17 protein-coding genes are annotated in these 14,752 nt (G+C 66.5%); all 17 read left to right on the forward strand.

Translation table 11 applies throughout. The annotated features are described in order from the left end of the window. Window positions 1-6: 6 nt before the first annotated feature. The 17 genes from AW270_RS16585 to rplN all read left to right on the forward strand — a co-directional run bounded on the left by AW270_RS16585 (window position 7) and on the right by rplN (window position 14,743). Window positions 7-3,882, forward strand: a complete 3,876-nt coding sequence (locus AW270_RS16585) for a DNA-directed RNA polymerase subunit beta' (RefSeq protein ID WP_061295230.1) — start codon at window positions 7-9, stop codon at window positions 3,880-3,882. A gap of 452 nt (window positions 3,883-4,334) precedes the next feature. Continuing rightward, complete coding sequence (gene rpsL / locus AW270_RS16590; RefSeq protein WP_030451506.1) at window positions 4,335-4,709, forward strand: 30S ribosomal protein S12; 375 nt, start codon at window positions 4,335-4,337, stop codon at window positions 4,707-4,709. Continuing rightward, window positions 4,709-5,179 carry a 30S ribosomal protein S7 gene (gene rpsG / locus AW270_RS16595; RefSeq protein ID WP_061295231.1) on the forward strand — a complete coding sequence of 157 codons (471 nt, stop codon included), beginning with the start codon at window positions 4,709-4,711 and terminating at the stop codon, window positions 5,177-5,179. The genes rpsL and rpsG overlap by 1 nt, the downstream gene beginning before the upstream one ends. A 39-nt stretch (window positions 5,180-5,218) precedes the next feature. Beyond that, entirely contained in the window at window positions 5,219-7,312 is a 2,094-nt protein-coding gene (gene fusA, locus AW270_RS16600; RefSeq protein WP_218009233.1) for an elongation factor G, read from the forward strand. An 84-nt stretch (window positions 7,313-7,396) separates the two neighbouring features. Next, window positions 7,397-8,590 carry an elongation factor Tu gene (tuf, locus tag AW270_RS16605; RefSeq protein WP_061295232.1) on the forward strand — a complete coding sequence of 398 codons (1,194 nt, stop codon included), beginning with the start codon at window positions 7,397-7,399 and terminating at the stop codon, window positions 8,588-8,590. 164 nt (window positions 8,591-8,754) lie between these two features. Then, a complete protein-coding gene (gene rpsJ, locus AW270_RS16610; protein ID WP_012887830.1) occupies window positions 8,755-9,063 on the forward strand; it encodes a 30S ribosomal protein S10 in 309 nt (102 codons plus the stop codon). Between the two features lie 14 nt (window positions 9,064-9,077). Continuing rightward, entirely contained in the window at window positions 9,078-9,731 is a 654-nt protein-coding gene (rplC, locus tag AW270_RS16615) for a 50S ribosomal protein L3 (RefSeq protein ID WP_061295233.1), read from the forward strand. Then, window positions 9,728-10,378, forward strand: a complete 651-nt coding sequence (gene rplD, locus AW270_RS16620) for a 50S ribosomal protein L4 (protein WP_061295234.1) — start codon at window positions 9,728-9,730, stop codon at window positions 10,376-10,378. Before rplC ends, rplD begins: the two co-directional genes overlap by 4 nt. Continuing rightward, window positions 10,378-10,680, forward strand: coding sequence for a 50S ribosomal protein L23 (gene rplW, locus AW270_RS16625; protein ID WP_061295235.1), 303 nt, complete (start codon window positions 10,378-10,380; stop codon window positions 10,678-10,680). The genes rplD and rplW overlap by 1 nt, the downstream gene beginning before the upstream one ends. Before the next feature lie 184 nt (window positions 10,681-10,864). Beyond that, window positions 10,865-11,701 (forward strand): 50S ribosomal protein L2, encoded by an 837-nt coding sequence (rplB, locus tag AW270_RS16630; RefSeq protein WP_061295236.1) that lies wholly within the window; start codon window positions 10,865-10,867, stop codon window positions 11,699-11,701. Window positions 11,702-11,712: 11 nt separating this feature from the next. Next, window positions 11,713-11,991: a 30S ribosomal protein S19 gene (gene rpsS / locus AW270_RS16635; RefSeq protein ID WP_012887835.1), complete on the forward strand. Its 279-nt coding sequence runs from the start codon at window positions 11,713-11,715 to the stop codon at window positions 11,989-11,991. 30 nt (window positions 11,992-12,021) lie between these two features. Continuing rightward, the gene (rplV, locus tag AW270_RS16640) at window positions 12,022-12,375 is read left to right on the forward strand and encodes a 50S ribosomal protein L22 (RefSeq protein ID WP_061295237.1); all 354 of its coding nucleotides are present in this window, start codon (window positions 12,022-12,024) and stop codon (window positions 12,373-12,375) included. Continuing rightward, on the forward strand, window positions 12,375-13,232 hold the full coding sequence (rpsC, locus tag AW270_RS16645; protein ID WP_061295238.1) for a 30S ribosomal protein S3: 858 nt from the start codon (window positions 12,375-12,377) through the stop codon (window positions 13,230-13,232). Before rplV ends, rpsC begins: the two co-directional genes overlap by 1 nt. 2 nt (window positions 13,233-13,234) lie before the next feature. Next, window positions 13,235-13,654: a 50S ribosomal protein L16 gene (rplP, locus tag AW270_RS16650; RefSeq protein WP_061295239.1), complete on the forward strand. Its 420-nt coding sequence runs from the start codon at window positions 13,235-13,237 to the stop codon at window positions 13,652-13,654. After that, on the forward strand, window positions 13,654-13,890 hold the full coding sequence (rpmC, locus tag AW270_RS16655; RefSeq protein ID WP_030451494.1) for a 50S ribosomal protein L29: 237 nt from the start codon (window positions 13,654-13,656) through the stop codon (window positions 13,888-13,890). The genes rplP and rpmC overlap by 1 nt, the downstream gene beginning before the upstream one ends. Continuing rightward, a complete protein-coding gene (gene rpsQ, locus AW270_RS16660; protein WP_061295240.1) occupies window positions 13,883-14,176 on the forward strand; it encodes a 30S ribosomal protein S17 in 294 nt (97 codons plus the stop codon). Before rpmC ends, rpsQ begins: the two co-directional genes overlap by 8 nt. 198 nt (window positions 14,177-14,374) lie before the next feature. Beyond that, window positions 14,375-14,743 (forward strand): 50S ribosomal protein L14, encoded by a 369-nt coding sequence (gene rplN, locus AW270_RS16665; protein ID WP_030451492.1) that lies wholly within the window; start codon window positions 14,375-14,377, stop codon window positions 14,741-14,743. Window positions 14,744-14,752: the final 9 nt, after the last annotated feature.

Consider the following 14,752-nt stretch of genomic DNA (forward strand, 5'->3'; position numbering starts at 1 on the left):
TAGTACATGCTGGACGTCAACTTCTTCGACGAGCTCCGGATCGGCCTGGCCACCGCCGACGACATCCGCCAGTGGTCCCACGGCGAGGTCAAGAAGCCGGAGACGATCAACTACCGGACCCTCAAGCCCGAGAAGGACGGACTCTTCTGCGAGAAGATCTTCGGTCCGACGCGGGACTGGGAGTGCTACTGCGGCAAGTACAAGCGCGTGCGCTTCAAGGGCATCATCTGTGAGCGCTGCGGCGTCGAGGTGACCCGTGCCAAGGTGCGTCGTGAGCGGATGGGCCACATCGAGCTGGCCGCCCCGGTCACCCACATCTGGTACTTCAAGGGCGTCCCGTCGCGGCTGGGCTACCTGCTCGACCTCGCCCCGAAGGACCTGGAGAAGGTCATCTACTTCGCGGCGTACATGATCACGCATGTCGACGGCGAGATGCGCGACCGTGACCTGCCCTCTCTCGAGGCGAAGATCTCGGTGGAGCGTCAGCACGTCGAGCAGCGCCGTGACGCCGACATCGAGGCCCGGCAGAAGAAGCTCGAGTCCGACCTGGCCGAGCTGGAGGCCGCCGGCGCCAAGGGCGACCAGCGCCGCAAGGTCCGCGAGGGCGCCGACCGCGAGATGCGTCAGCTCCGCGACCGGGCCCAGCGCGAGCTCGACCGGCTCGACGAGGTCTGGAGCCGCTTCAAGAACCTCAAGGTCCAGGACCTCGAGGGCGACGAGCTGCTCTACCGCGAGATGCGCGACCGGTTCGGCCGCTACTTCAAGGGCGGAATGGGCGCGCAGGCGATCCAGGACCGCCTGGTCAACTTCGACCTCGACCAGGAGGCCGAGAACCTCCGCGAGACGATCCGCAGCGGCAAGGGCCAGAAGAAGGCCCGCGCCCTGAAGCGTCTCAAGGTCGTGGCGGCGTTCCTGCAGACCCGCAACTCGCCCGCCGGCATGGTTCTCGACTGCATCCCGGTGATCCCGCCGGACCTGCGGCCGATGGTCCAGCTCGACGGTGGCCGCTTCGCCACCTCCGACCTGAACGACCTCTACCGGCGAGTGATCAACCGGAACAACCGCCTCAAGCGGCTTCTCGACCTCGGCGCGCCCGAGATCATCGTCAACAACGAGAAGCGCATGCTCCAGGAGGCCGTCGACGCGCTGTTCGACAACGGCCGTCGTGGCCGCCCGGTGACGGGCCCCGGCAACCGGCCCCTGAAGTCCCTCAGCGACATGCTGAAGGGCAAGCAGGGTCGTTTCCGCCAGAACCTGCTCGGTAAGCGAGTCGACTACTCCGGCCGTTCGGTCATCGTCGTCGGCCCGCAGCTGAAGCTGCACCAGTGCGGTCTGCCCAAGCAGATGGCGCTGGAGCTGTTCAAGCCGTTCGTGATGAAGCGCCTGGTCGACCTGAACCACGCTCAGAACATCAAGAGCGCCAAGCGCATGGTCGAGCGGGCCCGTCCGGTCGTGTGGGACGTGCTCGAAGAGGTCATCACCGAGCACCCGGTGCTGCTGAACCGCGCGCCGACCCTGCACCGCCTGGGCATCCAGGCCTTCGAGCCGCAGCTGGTCGAGGGCAAGGCCATCCAGATCCACCCGCTCGTCTGCACGGCGTTCAACGCCGACTTCGACGGCGACCAGATGGCGGTGCACCTGCCGCTGTCGGCCGAGGCCCAGGCCGAGGCGCGCATCCTGATGCTGTCGACCAACAACATCCTGAAGCCCGCCGACGGCAAGCCCGTGACGATGCCCACCCAGGACATGGTCATCGGCCTCTACTCGCTCACCACCCAGGCCGAAGAGGCCCAGGGTGAGGGCCGGGTCTTCTCGTCGGTCTCCGAGGCCCTCATGGCCTTCGACCGCCACGAGCTCGACCTGCAGGCGAAGATCAAGGTCCGGCTGAAGGACGTCGCCCCGCCGCGCGGCTGGGAGGCTCCCGAGGGCTGGGAGGCGGGCGACCCGCTGCGCCTGGAGACCACGCTCGGCCGCTGCCTGTTCAACAACACGCTGCCCGCGAACTACCCGTTCGTGAACTACCAGGTCGGCAAGAAGCAGCTGTCCGCGATCGTCAACGAGCTGGCCGAGACCTACCCCAAGGTCGAAGTGGCCAACGCGCTCGACGCGCTCAAGGACGCCGGCTTCTACTGGGCCACCCGCGCCGGTGTGACCATCTCGATCGACGACGTCATCGCGCCCCCGAACAAGGCGACGATCATGGAGTCGTACGAGAAGCAGGCCGACAAGGTCCAGCGCGAGTACGACCGCGGTCTGATCACGGACGAGGAGCGCCGTCAGGAGCTCATCGAGATCTGGACCAAGGCCACGAGCGACGTGACCCAGGACATGCAGGACGCGTTCTCCAAGACCAACCCGATCTGGATGATGGTCCAGTCGGGCGCTCGAGGAAACCTCATGCAGGTCCGCCAGATCGCCGGCATCCGAGGCCTGGTGTCCAACACCAAGGGTGAGACGATCCCGCGTCCGATCAAGTCCTCCTTCCGCGAGGGCCTGTCGGTGCTGGAGTACTTCATCTCCACCCACGGTCAGCGGAAGGGTCTGGCCGACACCGCCCTGCGTACCGCCGACTCGGGTTACCTGACCCGTCGTCTGGTGGACGTCGCCCAGGACGTCATCGTGCGCGAGATCGACTGCGGCACCGACCGCGCGGTCCCGCTGCACACCGGTGAGCGCGACTCGGCCGGCAACCTGGTCAAGGCCGAGAACGCCGAGTCGAACATCCACGGCCGCATCCTGGCCGAGGACGTCGAGGTGGACGGCAAGCTCATCGCGGCGGTCGGCACCGACATCAACGACATCACCGTGACGGCGCTGGTCGAGGCCGGCATCGAGACGGTCCGCACCCGCTCCACGCTGGTGTGCGAGGCCAAGATCGGTGTCTGCGCGACCTGCTACGGCCGCTCGCTGGCCACCGGCAAGCTCGTCGACGTCGGCGAGGCGGTCGGCATCATCGCCGCCCAGTCGATCGGTGAGCCCGGCACCCAGCTGACGATGCGTACCTTCCACACCGGTGGTGTGGCGGGCGCCGACATCACCCACGGTCTGCCGCGTGTCCAGGAGCTCTTCGAGGCCCGCGTCCCCAAGGGCGTGGCCCCGATCTCCGAGGTCACCGGCCGGGTCCGGATCGACGAGACCGACAAGACCCGCAAGATCGTCATCACCCCCGACGACGGTTCCGAGGAGATCGCCTACCCGGTCTCCATGCGGTCGCGGCTGCAGGTCACCGAGGGGCAGCACATCGACGTGGGCCACCAGCTCATCGCCGGTGCCCGCAACCCCAACGAGGTGCTGCGCATCCTCGGCCCGCGTCAGGTCCAGCTCCACCTCGTCGAAGAGGTGCAGCAGGTCTACCGGTCGCAGGGTGTGTCGATCCACGACAAGCACATCGAGGTCATCGTCCGTCAGATGCTCAAGCGCGTGAACGTGCTGGAGTCGGGCGACGCCGACATGCTGCCCGGTGAGCTCGTGGAGCGTCCGAGGTTCGAGCGCATCAACCGCGAGTGCGTCGCCGAGGGCGGCACGCCGGCCTCCGGCCGTCCGGTCCTGATGGGCATCACCAAGGCGTCGCTGGCCACCGAGTCGTGGCTGTCGGCGGCGTCCTTCCAGGAGACCACGCGGGTCCTGACCGACGCGGCGATCCACGCCAAGTCGGACAGCCTGCTGGGCCTCAAGGAGAACGTCATCATCGGTAAGCTCATCCCGGCCGGCACGGGCATGCCCCAGTACCGCAACATCCGGGTCGAGCCGACCGAGGAGGCCAAGGCCGCGATGTACACGGTCGGCGGCTACGACGGCTCCGCGTCCGACTACACCTTCGGTTCGGGCAGCGGCGAGGCCGTCCCGCTGGAGGAGTACGACTTCGGTCAGTACGGCCGCTAGTCGTCCCGGCCAGTCATCCTGGCAGTCACCAAAGGTTCACCCGGAAGCCCGGCCTCGGCCGGGCTTCCGGCTTTTTCACTTGCGCCCGCACGCTATAGTTGACACGGACTCAATCACGGCCTGCGTTTGAACGGCGGGCCGCGGGACTCAAAGCGCGAATCCCGACGACCCATACAGCGATCGTTTTGACGTGTCGCTACTGGCTGGGTAGTCTTCTCTTTCGTGCCCATGGGTTCATGGGCCCAACACGCGTGCGCGCAGCTGTAGCAGCGAAGCGCGCCGTGTGCCCCTGGTTCCCGATTTCCAGGTCCGGGGTGTTGCGTCATCAGTGCGCGACACGCCCGACCGCGTGGGTCGGCGGAGAGGGAAAACCAGCAGGTCATGACACCGGCAGTACCTGCGAAATGCACGTTCACGTCTCACCGGCCAAGGCACGAAACGGAGTTGTTGTAGTGCCCACGATTCAGCAGTTGGTCCGAAAGGGCCGGCAGGACAAGGTCTCCAAGACCAAGACTCCTGCTCTCAAGGGCAGTCCTCAGCGACGTGGGGTCTGCACCCGCGTCTACACCACCACTCCGAAGAAGCCGAACTCGGCGCTTCGCAAGGTCGCGCGTGTTCGCCTGACCAACGGCATCGAGGTCACCGCCTACATCCCCGGCGTCGGCCACAACCTCCAGGAGCACAGCATCGTGCTCGTTCGTGGCGGTCGTGTGAAGGACCTCCCCGGCGTTCGCTACAAGATCATTCGTGGTTCGCTGGACACCCAGGGCGTCCGCAACCGCAAGCAGGCTCGTTCTCGCTACGGCGCCAAGAAGGAGAAGAAGTAATGCCTCGCAAGGGTTCTCCTGGCCGCCGCCAGCTCATGGCCGACCCGGTGTTCAACTCGCCGCTGGTCACCGCCCTGATCAACAAGGTTCTCCTCGACGGCAAGCGCTCGATCGCCCAGTCGATCGTGTACGGCGCCCTCGAGGGCTGCAAGGACAAGACCGGCAACGACCCGGTCGTCACGCTGAAGCGCGCCCTGGACAACGTGAAGCCGACCCTCGAGGTCCGCAGCCGCCGTGTCGGTGGCGCGACCTACCAGGTCCCGGTCGAGGTCCGCGCCGCGCGCAGCACCACGCTGGCCCTCCGCTGGCTGGTGCAGTACTCGCGCGCACGCCGCGAGAAGACCATGACCGAGCGCCTCATGAACGAGCTCCTCGACGCCAGCAACGGCCTCGGGGCGAGCGTGAAGAAGCGCGAGGACACCCACAAGATGGCCGAGTCCAACAAGGCCTTCGCCCACTACCGCTGGTAGTCGGCGGATTTTCGACGAGACGACGAGGACGCGAGAGAAGTGGCGACCACGCTTGACCTGGCCAAGGTCCGGAACATCGGGATCATGGCCCACATCGACGCGGGCAAGACCACCACGACCGAGCGCATCCTGTTCTACACCGGTATCAACTACAAGATCGGTGAAGTCCACGAGGGCGCTGCCACGATGGACTGGATGGAGCAGGAGCAGGAGCGCGGCATCACGATCACGTCTGCCGCGACGACCTGTGAGTGGCTCGGCCACACCATCAACATCATCGACACCCCCGGCCACGTCGACTTCACCATCGAGGTGGAGCGCTCGCTGCGCGTCCTCGACGGTGCCGTCGCGGTGTTCGACGGTGTCGCCGGGGTGGAGCCGCAGTCGGAGACGGTCTGGCGTCAGGCCGACCGCTACGACGTCCCCCGTATCTGCTTCGTCAACAAGATGGACCGGGTCGGCGCGGAGTTCCACCGCTGCGTCGACATGATGATCAGCCGGCTGGGCGCGACCCCCGCGGTCATCCAGCTTCCCTGGGGCGTCGAGGCCGACTTCAAGGGCGTCATCGACCTGGTGAAGATGAAGGGCCTGATCTGGAGCGCCGAGGCGGCCAAGGGCGAGATGTACGACACCGTCGACATCCCGGCCGACCACGCCGAGACCGCTCGTGAGTGGCGCGACCGTCTGGTCGAGACCGTGGCTGAGAACGACGACGAGCTGATGGAGCTCTTCCTCGAGGGCATCGAGCCCACCGAGGAGCAGCTGATCGCGGCCATCCGCCGCGCCACGCTGACGAGCTCGATCAACCCGGTCCTGTGCGGCACCGCGTTCAAGAACAAGGGCGTGCAGCCCCTGCTCGACGCGATCGTCGCCTACCTCCCGGCGCCGACCGACATCCCGGCCTTCAAGGGCCACGCGGTCAACGACGAGGAGAAGGTCGTCGAGCGTCGCCCCGACGTGACCGAGCCCTTCTCGGCGCTCGCCTTTAAGATCATGAGCGACCCCCACCTGGGCAAGCTCACCTACATCCGCCTCTACTCCGGCACCCTTGAATCCGGCACGACCGTGATCAACTCGGTGAAGGGGAAGAAGGAGCGGATCGGCAAGATCTACCAGATGCACGCCAACAAGCGTGAGGAGCGGCCGTCCGCGGTCGCCGGTCAGATCGTCGCCGTGATGGGCCTGAAGGACACCACGACGGGTGACACCCTGTCCGACCTCCAGCAGCAGGTCGTTCTTGAGTCGATGACGTTCCCGGCGCCGGTCATCAGCGTCGCGATCGAGCCGAAGACCAAGGGCGACCAGGAGAAGCTCGGCACCGCGATCCAGCGTCTGGCGGAGGAGGACCCGTCCTTCCAGGTCCGCCGCGACGAGGAGACCGGCCAGACCGTGATCCACGGCATGGGCGAGCTTCACCTGGAGATCCTGGTCGACCGCATGCGCCGAGAGTTCAAGGTCGAGGCGAACGTCGGTCGTCCCCAGGTCGCGTACCGCGAGACGATCCGCCGCAAGGTGGAGAAGATCGACTACACGCACAAGAAGCAGACCGGTGGTTCTGGCCAGTTCGCCAAGGTCCTCATCGACCTTGAGCCGCTGGGCGAGGGCAATGACGGTTACGAGTTCGAGAACAAGGTCACGGGCGGTCGCATCCCGCGGGAGTACATCCCGTCGGTCGACGCGGGCGCCCAGCAGGCCGCCGAGTTCGGCGTCCTGGCCGGCTACCCGATGGTGGGCGTCAAGGTCACCCTTCAGGACGGCGCCTACCACGAGGTCGACTCGTCCGAAATGGCCTTCAAGATGGCCGGCTCGATGGTCTTCAAGGAGGCCGCGCGCAAGGCCGACCCCGTTCTCCTCGAACCGATGATGGCCGTCGAGGTCACCACGCCCGAGGACTACATGGGTGACGTCATCGGCGACCTCAACGGTCGTCGCGGGCAGATCCAGGCCATGGACGAGCGGGCCGGTGCCCGTGTCGTCAAGGCCCTTGTTCCGCTCTCCGAGATGTTCGGCTACGTGGGCGACCTGCGTAGCAAGACGCAGGGGCGCGCGAGCTACAGCATGCAGTTCGACTCCTACGCGGAAGTGCCTCCGGGCATCGCCAAGGAGATCGTCGCGAAGGTCCGCGGCGAGTAATTCCGTCGCTAACCACCGGCCGCTCTCGCGGCCGGTGGGACCTGGCGAATGAAGTCAGTCAGAAATCTCTAAGGAGACAGACCAGTGGCCAAGGCCAAGTTCGAGCGGAACAAGCCGCACGTGAACATCGGCACCATTGGGCACATCGACCACGGCAAGACGACTCTGACCGCGGCGATCACCAAGGTGCTTCACGACCGTTTCCCGCAGATCAACGAGGCGACCCCGTTCGACAAGATCGACAAGGCGCCCGAGGAGAAGGCCCGCGGGATCACGATCTCGATCGCCCACGTCGAGTACCAGACTGAGAAGCGCCACTACGCGCACGTCGACTGCCCTGGTCACGCCGACTACGTCAAGAACATGATCACCGGTGCGGCGCAGATGGACGGCGCCATCCTGGTGGTCGCCGCCACTGACGGCCCGATGCCCCAGACGAAGGAGCACGTCCTCCTGGCGCGCCAGGTCGGCGTCCCCTACATCGTCGTGGCCCTCAACAAGGCCGACATGGTGGACGACGAGGAGATCCTGGAGCTCGTCGAGCTCGAGGTCCGCGAGCTGCTCTCCGCTCAGGAGTTCCCCGGCGACGACCTGCCCGTCGTCCGCGTCTCGGCGCTGAAGGCGCTCGAGGGCGACGAGAAGTGGGGCGACTCGATCATCGAGCTCATGACCGCGGTCGACGAGAACGTGCCGGAGCCCACCCGCGCGATCGACCGTCCGTTCCTGATGCCGATCGAGGACGTCTTCTCGATCACCGGTCGCGGTACGGTCGTCACCGGCCGTATCGAGCGTGGTGTCGTCAAGGTCAACGAGACCGTCGACATCATCGGCATCAAGGAGAAGCACACCACGACGACCGTCACCGGCGTCGAGATGTTCCGCAAGCTCCTCGACGAGGGCCAGGCGGGCGACAACGTCGGTCTGCTCCTCCGCGGCATCAAGCGTGAGGACGTCGAGCGCGGCCAGTGCATCATCAAGCCGGGCACGACCACCCCGCACACCGAGTTCGAGGCCCAGGTCTACATCCTGAGCAAGGACGAGGGCGGCCGCCACACGCCGTTCTTCAACAACTACCGTCCGCAGTTCTACTTCCGTACGACTGACGTGACCGGTGTTGTGAACCTGCCCGAGGGCACCGAGATGGTCATGCCCGGTGACAACACCGAGATGACCGTCCAGCTGATCCAGCCCATCGCCATGGAGGACGGCCTCAAGTTCGCCATCCGTGAGGGTGGCCGTACGGTCGGCGCCGGCAACGTGGTCAAGATCATCAAGTAGTACCCGATGGCCGGGTCCCCACGGACCCGGCCATCACACTGCTCCACCCGCCGTGATCCCGCAGCCGCTTCGGATTCCCGAAGTGACTGCCGGATCACGGACACATAGCGGCAACCTGCCGCACGTTACTTGTTCAGACGACAGCGAAGGACACCGAGGCCATTATGGCGGGACAGAAGATCCGCATTCGGCTCAAGGCCTATGACCACGAGGTCATCGACAGCTCGGCCAAGAAGATCGTCGAGACGGTGACGCGTACGGGCGCGAAGGTCGCGGGCCCGGTGCCCCTGCCGACCGAGAAGAACGTGTACTGCGTGATCCGTTCGCCGCACAAGTACAAGGACAGCCGCGAGCACTTTGAGATGCGCACGCACAAGCGGCTGATTGACATCATCGACCCGACGCCCAAGACCGTCGACTCGCTCATGCGGCTCGACCTGCCTGCCGGCGTCGACATCTCGATCAAGCTCTGAGGGAACGCACTGACATGGCTAACCAGATCAAGGGCGTCCTGGGCAAGAAGCTCGGCATGACCCAGGTCTTCGACGAGGGCAACCGGATCGTCCCGGTCACCGTCGTGGAGGCCGGTCCGTGCGTGGTGACCCGGGTCCGCACTCCGGAGCGCGACGGCTACTCCGCCGTTCAGCTCGGCTTCGGCCAGATCGACCCGCGCAAGGTGAACAAGCCCCTGGGCGACTACCTGCGCAAGCACGACATCACCCCGCGCCGCTTCTTCGTCGAGGTCCGCACCGACGACGCCGCCGAGTACACGCTCGGCCAGGAAGTCACCGCCGGCACCTTCGAGGCCGGCCAGTTCGTGGACGTCACCGGCAAGAGCAAGGGCAAGGGCTTCGCGGGTGTCATGAAGCGTCACGGCTTCAAGGGCCTGGGCGCTTCGCACGGTACCCAGCGCAAGCACCGCTCGCCCGGCTCCATCGGTGGCTGCGCCACCCCGGGCCGCGTCTTCAAGGGCCTGCGCATGGCCGGTCGGATGGGCAACGTCCGCACCACCATCCAGAGCCTGAAGGTGCACGCCGTCGACGCCGAGAAGGGCCTCATCCTGATCAAGGGTGCGATCCCCGGCGCGAACGGCAGCCTGGTCCTCATCCGCACCGCTGCCAAGAAGGGGGCTGCCAAGTGAGCACCATTGACGTCCTCGACGCGAGCGGCGCCAAGACCGGCGACTCGATCGACCTGCCCGAGAGCATCTTCGGCGCCAAGGTCAACGTGCCGCTGATCCACCAGGTCGTCGTGGCCCAGCTGGCCGCGCGCCGCCAGGGCACGCACGCCACCAAGACCCGCGGCGACGTCCGCGGCGGTGGCAAGAAGCCGTACCGCCAGAAGGGCACCGGCCGCGCCCGCCAGGGTTCGACCCGTGCGCCGCAGTTCACCGGCGGTGGCACCGTCCACGGTCCGCAGCCGCGCTCCTACGAGCAGCGGACGCCCAAGAAGATGAAGGCCGCGGCGCTGCGCCAGGCCCTGTCCGACCGGGCCGGCGGCAACCTCGTCCACGTCGTGAGCTCCCTGGTCAGCGGCGAGACGCCGAAGACCAAGAGCGCGCTCGAGGCGCTCCGCAAGATCACCGGCTCGCGCAGCGTGCTCGTGGTCGTCACGGAGCACGACGAGCTCACCTGGCTGAGCCTGCGCAACGCCCCGGAGGTCCACCTCCTGGACGCCGGCCAGCTCAACACGTACGACGTGCTGTGCAGCGACGCCATCGTCTTCACCAAGGAGGCCTACGACGACGTCGTGGCGCGCCTGGAGAAGAGCGGGAAGGAAGACGCCTGATGGAGAAGATCACCGACCCGCGCGACATCATCATCAAGCCGATCGTCTCCGAGAAGAGCTACGGCCTGATCGACGAGCACAACAAGTACACCTTCCTGGTCAAGCAGGGTGTGAACAAGACGCAGGTGAAGATCGCCATCGAGCAGATCTTCGGTGTGAAGGTCACCGGCGTCAACACCATCAACCGCCAGGGCAAGCGCAAGCGCACCAAGTTCGGCTACGGCGAGCGCCCGGGTACCAAGCGAGCGATCGTCAGCCTTGCCGAGGGCGAGCGCATCGACATCTTCGGCCAAATCGGCTGATCAGGGCTTGATCGCTTTTAGCGACAGGCCAGACGTGTAGGTGGTTGTTTGCCCGCGCGGGTGTCTGGACTGAGGAGCGTAGGGGAGCGAAGCGACCCGGAGCGACGAGGGAAGACACCCGCTGAAGGCGGGCAAACCCGCCGTGCCGATAGGCACGGCAATTAGACAGGGATGAACGAAAAAGATGGGCATCCGTAAATACAAGCCGACGACCCCGGGTCGACGCGGCGCGAGCGTCTCGGACTTCGCCGAGATCACGCGCAGCACGCCCGAGAAGTCGCTGCTTGCTCCCCTGCACAGCAAGGGCGGCCGTAACGTCCACGGGCGGGTCACCGCTCGCCACCAGGGCGGCGGCCACAAGCGGGCGTACCGGATCATCGACTTCCGACGCCACGACAAGGACGGGATCCCGGCCAAGGTCGCTCACATCGAGTACGACCCGAACCGCACCTCCCGCATCGCCCTGCTGCACTACGCCGACGGTGAGAAGCGCTACATCCTCGCGCCGACCGGCATCAAGCAGGGTGACCGCATCGAGAACGGCCCCGGGGCCGACATCAAGCCCGGCAACTGCCTGCCGCTCCGCAACATCCCGACCGGTACCTTCATCCACGCGGTGGAGCTCCGTCCGGGTGGTGGCGCCAAGCTCGGCCGCAGCGCCGGCGCGCAGATCCAGCTCCTCGCCAAGGAGGGCATGTACGCCACGCTGCGTATGCCGTCCGGTGAGATGCGCCAGGTCGACATCCGCTGCCGGGCGTCGATCGGCCAGGTCGGCAACGCCGAGCAGGCCAACATCAACTGGGGTAAGGCCGGCCGTATGCGGTGGAAGGGCAAGCGCCCGACCGTCCGTGGTGTCGCGATGAACCCGGTTGACCACCCGCACGGCGGTGGTGAGGGCAAGACCTCCGGTGGTCGCCACCCGGTGAACCCGAAGGGCAAGCCCGAGGGCCGCACCCGTCAGGCCAACAAGGCCAGCGACCGGCTGATCATCCGGCGTCGGAGCAAGAGGAAGAAGCGGTAGGAGCAGCCGAAATGCCACGTAGCCTTAAGAAGGGTCCCTTCGTGGACGACCACCTTCAGAAGAAGGTCGACGTCCAGAACGAGAAGGGCACCAAGAACGTCATCAAGACGTGGTCGCGGCGCTCCATGATCGTGCCCGACATGCTGGGCCACACGATCGCCGTGCACGACGGCCGCAAGCACGTCCCGGTGTTCGTCACCGAGTCGATGATCGGTCACAAGCTCGGAGAGTTCGCCCCCACGCGGACGTTCCGCAGCCACGTCAAGGAAGACCGCCGCAGCCGGCGGTAAGCGTCCTTCGAAAAGCAATAGGAGACAGCGATGGAAGCCAGGGCACAGGCGCGGTTCGCGCGCCACACGCCCCGGAAGGCCCGCCGCGTGGTGGACCTCATTCGCGGCCTGGGCGCTTCGGAGGCGCAGGCCGTGCTGCAGTTCGCGCCGCAGGCGGCGAGCGAGACCGTTTTCAAGGTCCTCTCGTCCGCTATCGCGAACGCGGAGCACAACTTCAAGCTCGACCGCGAGACGCTGGTCGTGAGCCGCGCGTGGGTCGATGAGGGCCCGACGCTCAAGCGGTTCCGCCCCCGCGCTCAGGGTCGCGCCTATCGGATCAACAAGCGGACCAGCCACATCACCGTGATCGTGGAGTCCCGCGAGCCGAAGGGGAGGGCCCGCTAGTGGGTCAGAAGGTCAACCCGCACGGGTTCCGCCTCGGCATCACGACCGACTTCAAGAGCCGGTGGTACGCCGACAAGCTCTACAAGTCGTACGTCGCCGAGGACGTGTCGATCCGCCGCATGCTGCAGAAGGGCATGGAGCGGGCCGGTATCTCCAAGGTCGAGATCGAGCGCACGACCGACCGCGTCCAGGTCGACATCCACACCGCCCGGCCGGGCATCGTCATCGGCCGTCGTGGTGCGGAGGCCGACCGCATCCGCGGCGATCTGGAGAAGCTGACCAAGAAGCAGGTTCAGCTCAACATTCTCGAGGTCAAGAACCCCGAGATCGACGCGCAGCTGGTCGCACAGGGTGTGGCCGAGCAGCTCTCCAGCCGTGTCTCGTTCCGTCGCGCCATGCGCAAGGCGATGCAGTCGGCGATGAAGAGCGGCGCCAAGGGCATCCGGGTCGCGTGCTCGGGTCGTCTGGGTGGCGCGGAGATGTCGCGCTCGGAGTTCTACCGCGAGGGCCGCGTGCCCCTGCACACGCTCCGCGCCGACATCGACTACGGCTTCTACGAGGCCAAGACGACCTTCGGCCGCATCGGCGTGAAGGTCTGGATCTACAAGGGCGAAGCCCCGACCTCGCGCGCCGAGCGTGAGGCCGCCGCTGCCGGCGCCCGCGCCGGTGGCCAGCGTCGCGACAACGACCGTCGTGGCGGTGGCGGCGGCGCTGAGCGTCCCCGTCGTGGCGGCGGCGACCGTCCGCGCCGTGGCGCCGGTGCCGGTCGTGGCGACCGCGCCCCCCGCAATGAGGCGGCCGCTCAGGCCGCCCCCGAGACCGGCCCGGCGGAGCAGCCGGGTGCTGAAGGGAGCTGACCATGCTGATCCCGCGCAGGGTCAAGCACCGCAAGCAGCACCGGCCTGACCGCAGCGGCGCCGCCAAGGGCGGCACGCGGGTCGTGTTCGGCGAGTTCGGCATTCAGGCGCTTGAGCACTCCTACGTGACCAACCGCCAGATCGAGTCGGCTCGTATCGCCATGACCCGGCACATCCGCCGTGGCGGCAAGGTGTGGATCAACATCTACCCCGACCGTCCCCTCACCAAGAAGCCCGCGGAAACGCGCATGGGTTCCGGTAAGGGTTCGCCCGAGTGGTGGATCGCCAACGTCAAGCCCGGCCGCGTCATGTTCGAGCTGTCCGGTGTGCCGGAGTCCATCGCCCGCGAGGCGATGCGCCGCGCCATCCACAAGCTCCCCATGAAGTGCCGGTTCGTCAAGCGTGAAGTGGGTGAGGCGTGATGGCTAAGGGCCTGACCGCCGGTGAGCTGCGCGTGGAGGACGGGGAGGTGCTCGTCCAGAAGCTCAAGGAGGCCAAGGAGGAGCTGTTCAACCTCCGCTTCCAGGCGGCGACCGGACAGTTGGAGAGCCACGGGCGGCTGCGCGCCGTCCGCCGCGAGATCGCCCGTATCTACACCGTGATGCGCGAGCGCGAGCTTGGAATCGTCACGGTCGAGAAGGAGCCGAGCGATGGCTGAAACAACTGAGAACGTCGAGACCACCGACAAGAGCGCGCGGAACTACCGCAAGACCCGTGAGGGCCTGGTCGTCAGCGACAAGATGGACAAGACCGTCGTCGTCGCCGTCGAGGACCGCGTGAAGCACCCGCTGTACGGCAAGGTCATCCGCCGTACGACCAAGTACAAGGCTCACGACGAGGAGAACACCGCCGGTGTCGGCGACCGTGTCCTCCTCATGGAGACCCGTCCGCTGTCGGCGACCAAGCGCTGGCGAGTGGTCGAGGTTCTCGAGCGGGCCAAGTAATATAACGCGATCGCGCCTCGTGGGGGCCGTGCTTCGGCCCGGCCCCCATGACGGTGTCCAAGGAGGCTCCGGCACGTCCGGAGTCTCGCCCGCGGCGGCGGTCGGCTGAGGCCGGCTGGCGACGAGGGACAAGACATGTAGGTTCGGCCAGGCTCGGGGTCTCCCCGAGAACCGGCTCGACACATCAGGAGTTCAGCTGTGATTCAGCAGGAGTCGCGACTCAAGGTCGCCGACAACACGGGTGCCAAGGAGATTCTCTGCATCCGCGTTCTCGGTGGCTCGGGGCGGCGCTACGCCGGAATCGGCGACATCATCGTCGCGACGGTGAAGGACGCCATCCCCGGTGGCGGTGTCAAGAAGGGTGACGTCGTCAAGGCGGTCATCGTGCGCACCGTCAAGGAGCGCCGTCGCCAGGACGGTTCGTACATCAAGTTCGACGAGAACGCCGCGGTCATCATCAAGGACAGCGGTGACCCCCGGGGCACGCGTATTTTCGGGCCGGTCGGCCGCGAGCTGCGTGACAAGAAGTTCATGCGCATCATCTCGCTGGCGCCGGAGGTGCTCTAAATGGGCAAG

This window comes from Herbidospora cretacea, assembly GCF_001570605.1.
In the GTDB taxonomy this organism is placed as follows: Bacteria; Actinomycetota; Actinomycetes; order Streptosporangiales; family Streptosporangiaceae; genus Herbidospora; species Herbidospora cretacea.

What these genes read in the sequence shown, in the direction of transcription:
- rplB (WP_061295236.1), top strand. Translation starts at nt 10,865, where the DNA reads ATGGGCATCCGTAAATACAAGCCGACGACCCCGGGTCGACGCGGCGCG.
- rpsQ (WP_061295240.1), top strand. Translation starts at nt 13,883, where the DNA reads ATGGCTGAAACAACTGAGAACGTCGAGACCACCGACAAGAGCGCGCGG.
- AW270_RS16585 (WP_061295230.1), top strand. Translation starts at nt 7, where the DNA reads ATGCTGGACGTCAACTTCTTCGACGAGCTCCGGATCGGCCTGGCCACC.
- rplP (WP_061295239.1), top strand. Translation starts at nt 13,235, where the DNA reads ATGCTGATCCCGCGCAGGGTCAAGCACCGCAAGCAGCACCGGCCTGAC.
- rpsS (WP_012887835.1), top strand. Translation starts at nt 11,713, where the DNA reads ATGCCACGTAGCCTTAAGAAGGGTCCCTTCGTGGACGACCACCTTCAG.
- rplV (WP_061295237.1), top strand. Translation starts at nt 12,022, where the DNA reads ATGGAAGCCAGGGCACAGGCGCGGTTCGCGCGCCACACGCCCCGGAAG.
- rplW (WP_061295235.1), top strand. Translation starts at nt 10,378, where the DNA reads ATGGAGAAGATCACCGACCCGCGCGACATCATCATCAAGCCGATCGTC.
- rpmC (WP_030451494.1), top strand. Translation starts at nt 13,654, where the DNA reads ATGGCTAAGGGCCTGACCGCCGGTGAGCTGCGCGTGGAGGACGGGGAG.
- rplC (WP_061295233.1), top strand. Translation starts at nt 9,078, where the DNA reads ATGGCTAACCAGATCAAGGGCGTCCTGGGCAAGAAGCTCGGCATGACC.
- rpsJ (WP_012887830.1), top strand. Translation starts at nt 8,755, where the DNA reads ATGGCGGGACAGAAGATCCGCATTCGGCTCAAGGCCTATGACCACGAG.
- rpsG (WP_061295231.1), top strand. Translation starts at nt 4,709, where the DNA reads ATGCCTCGCAAGGGTTCTCCTGGCCGCCGCCAGCTCATGGCCGACCCG.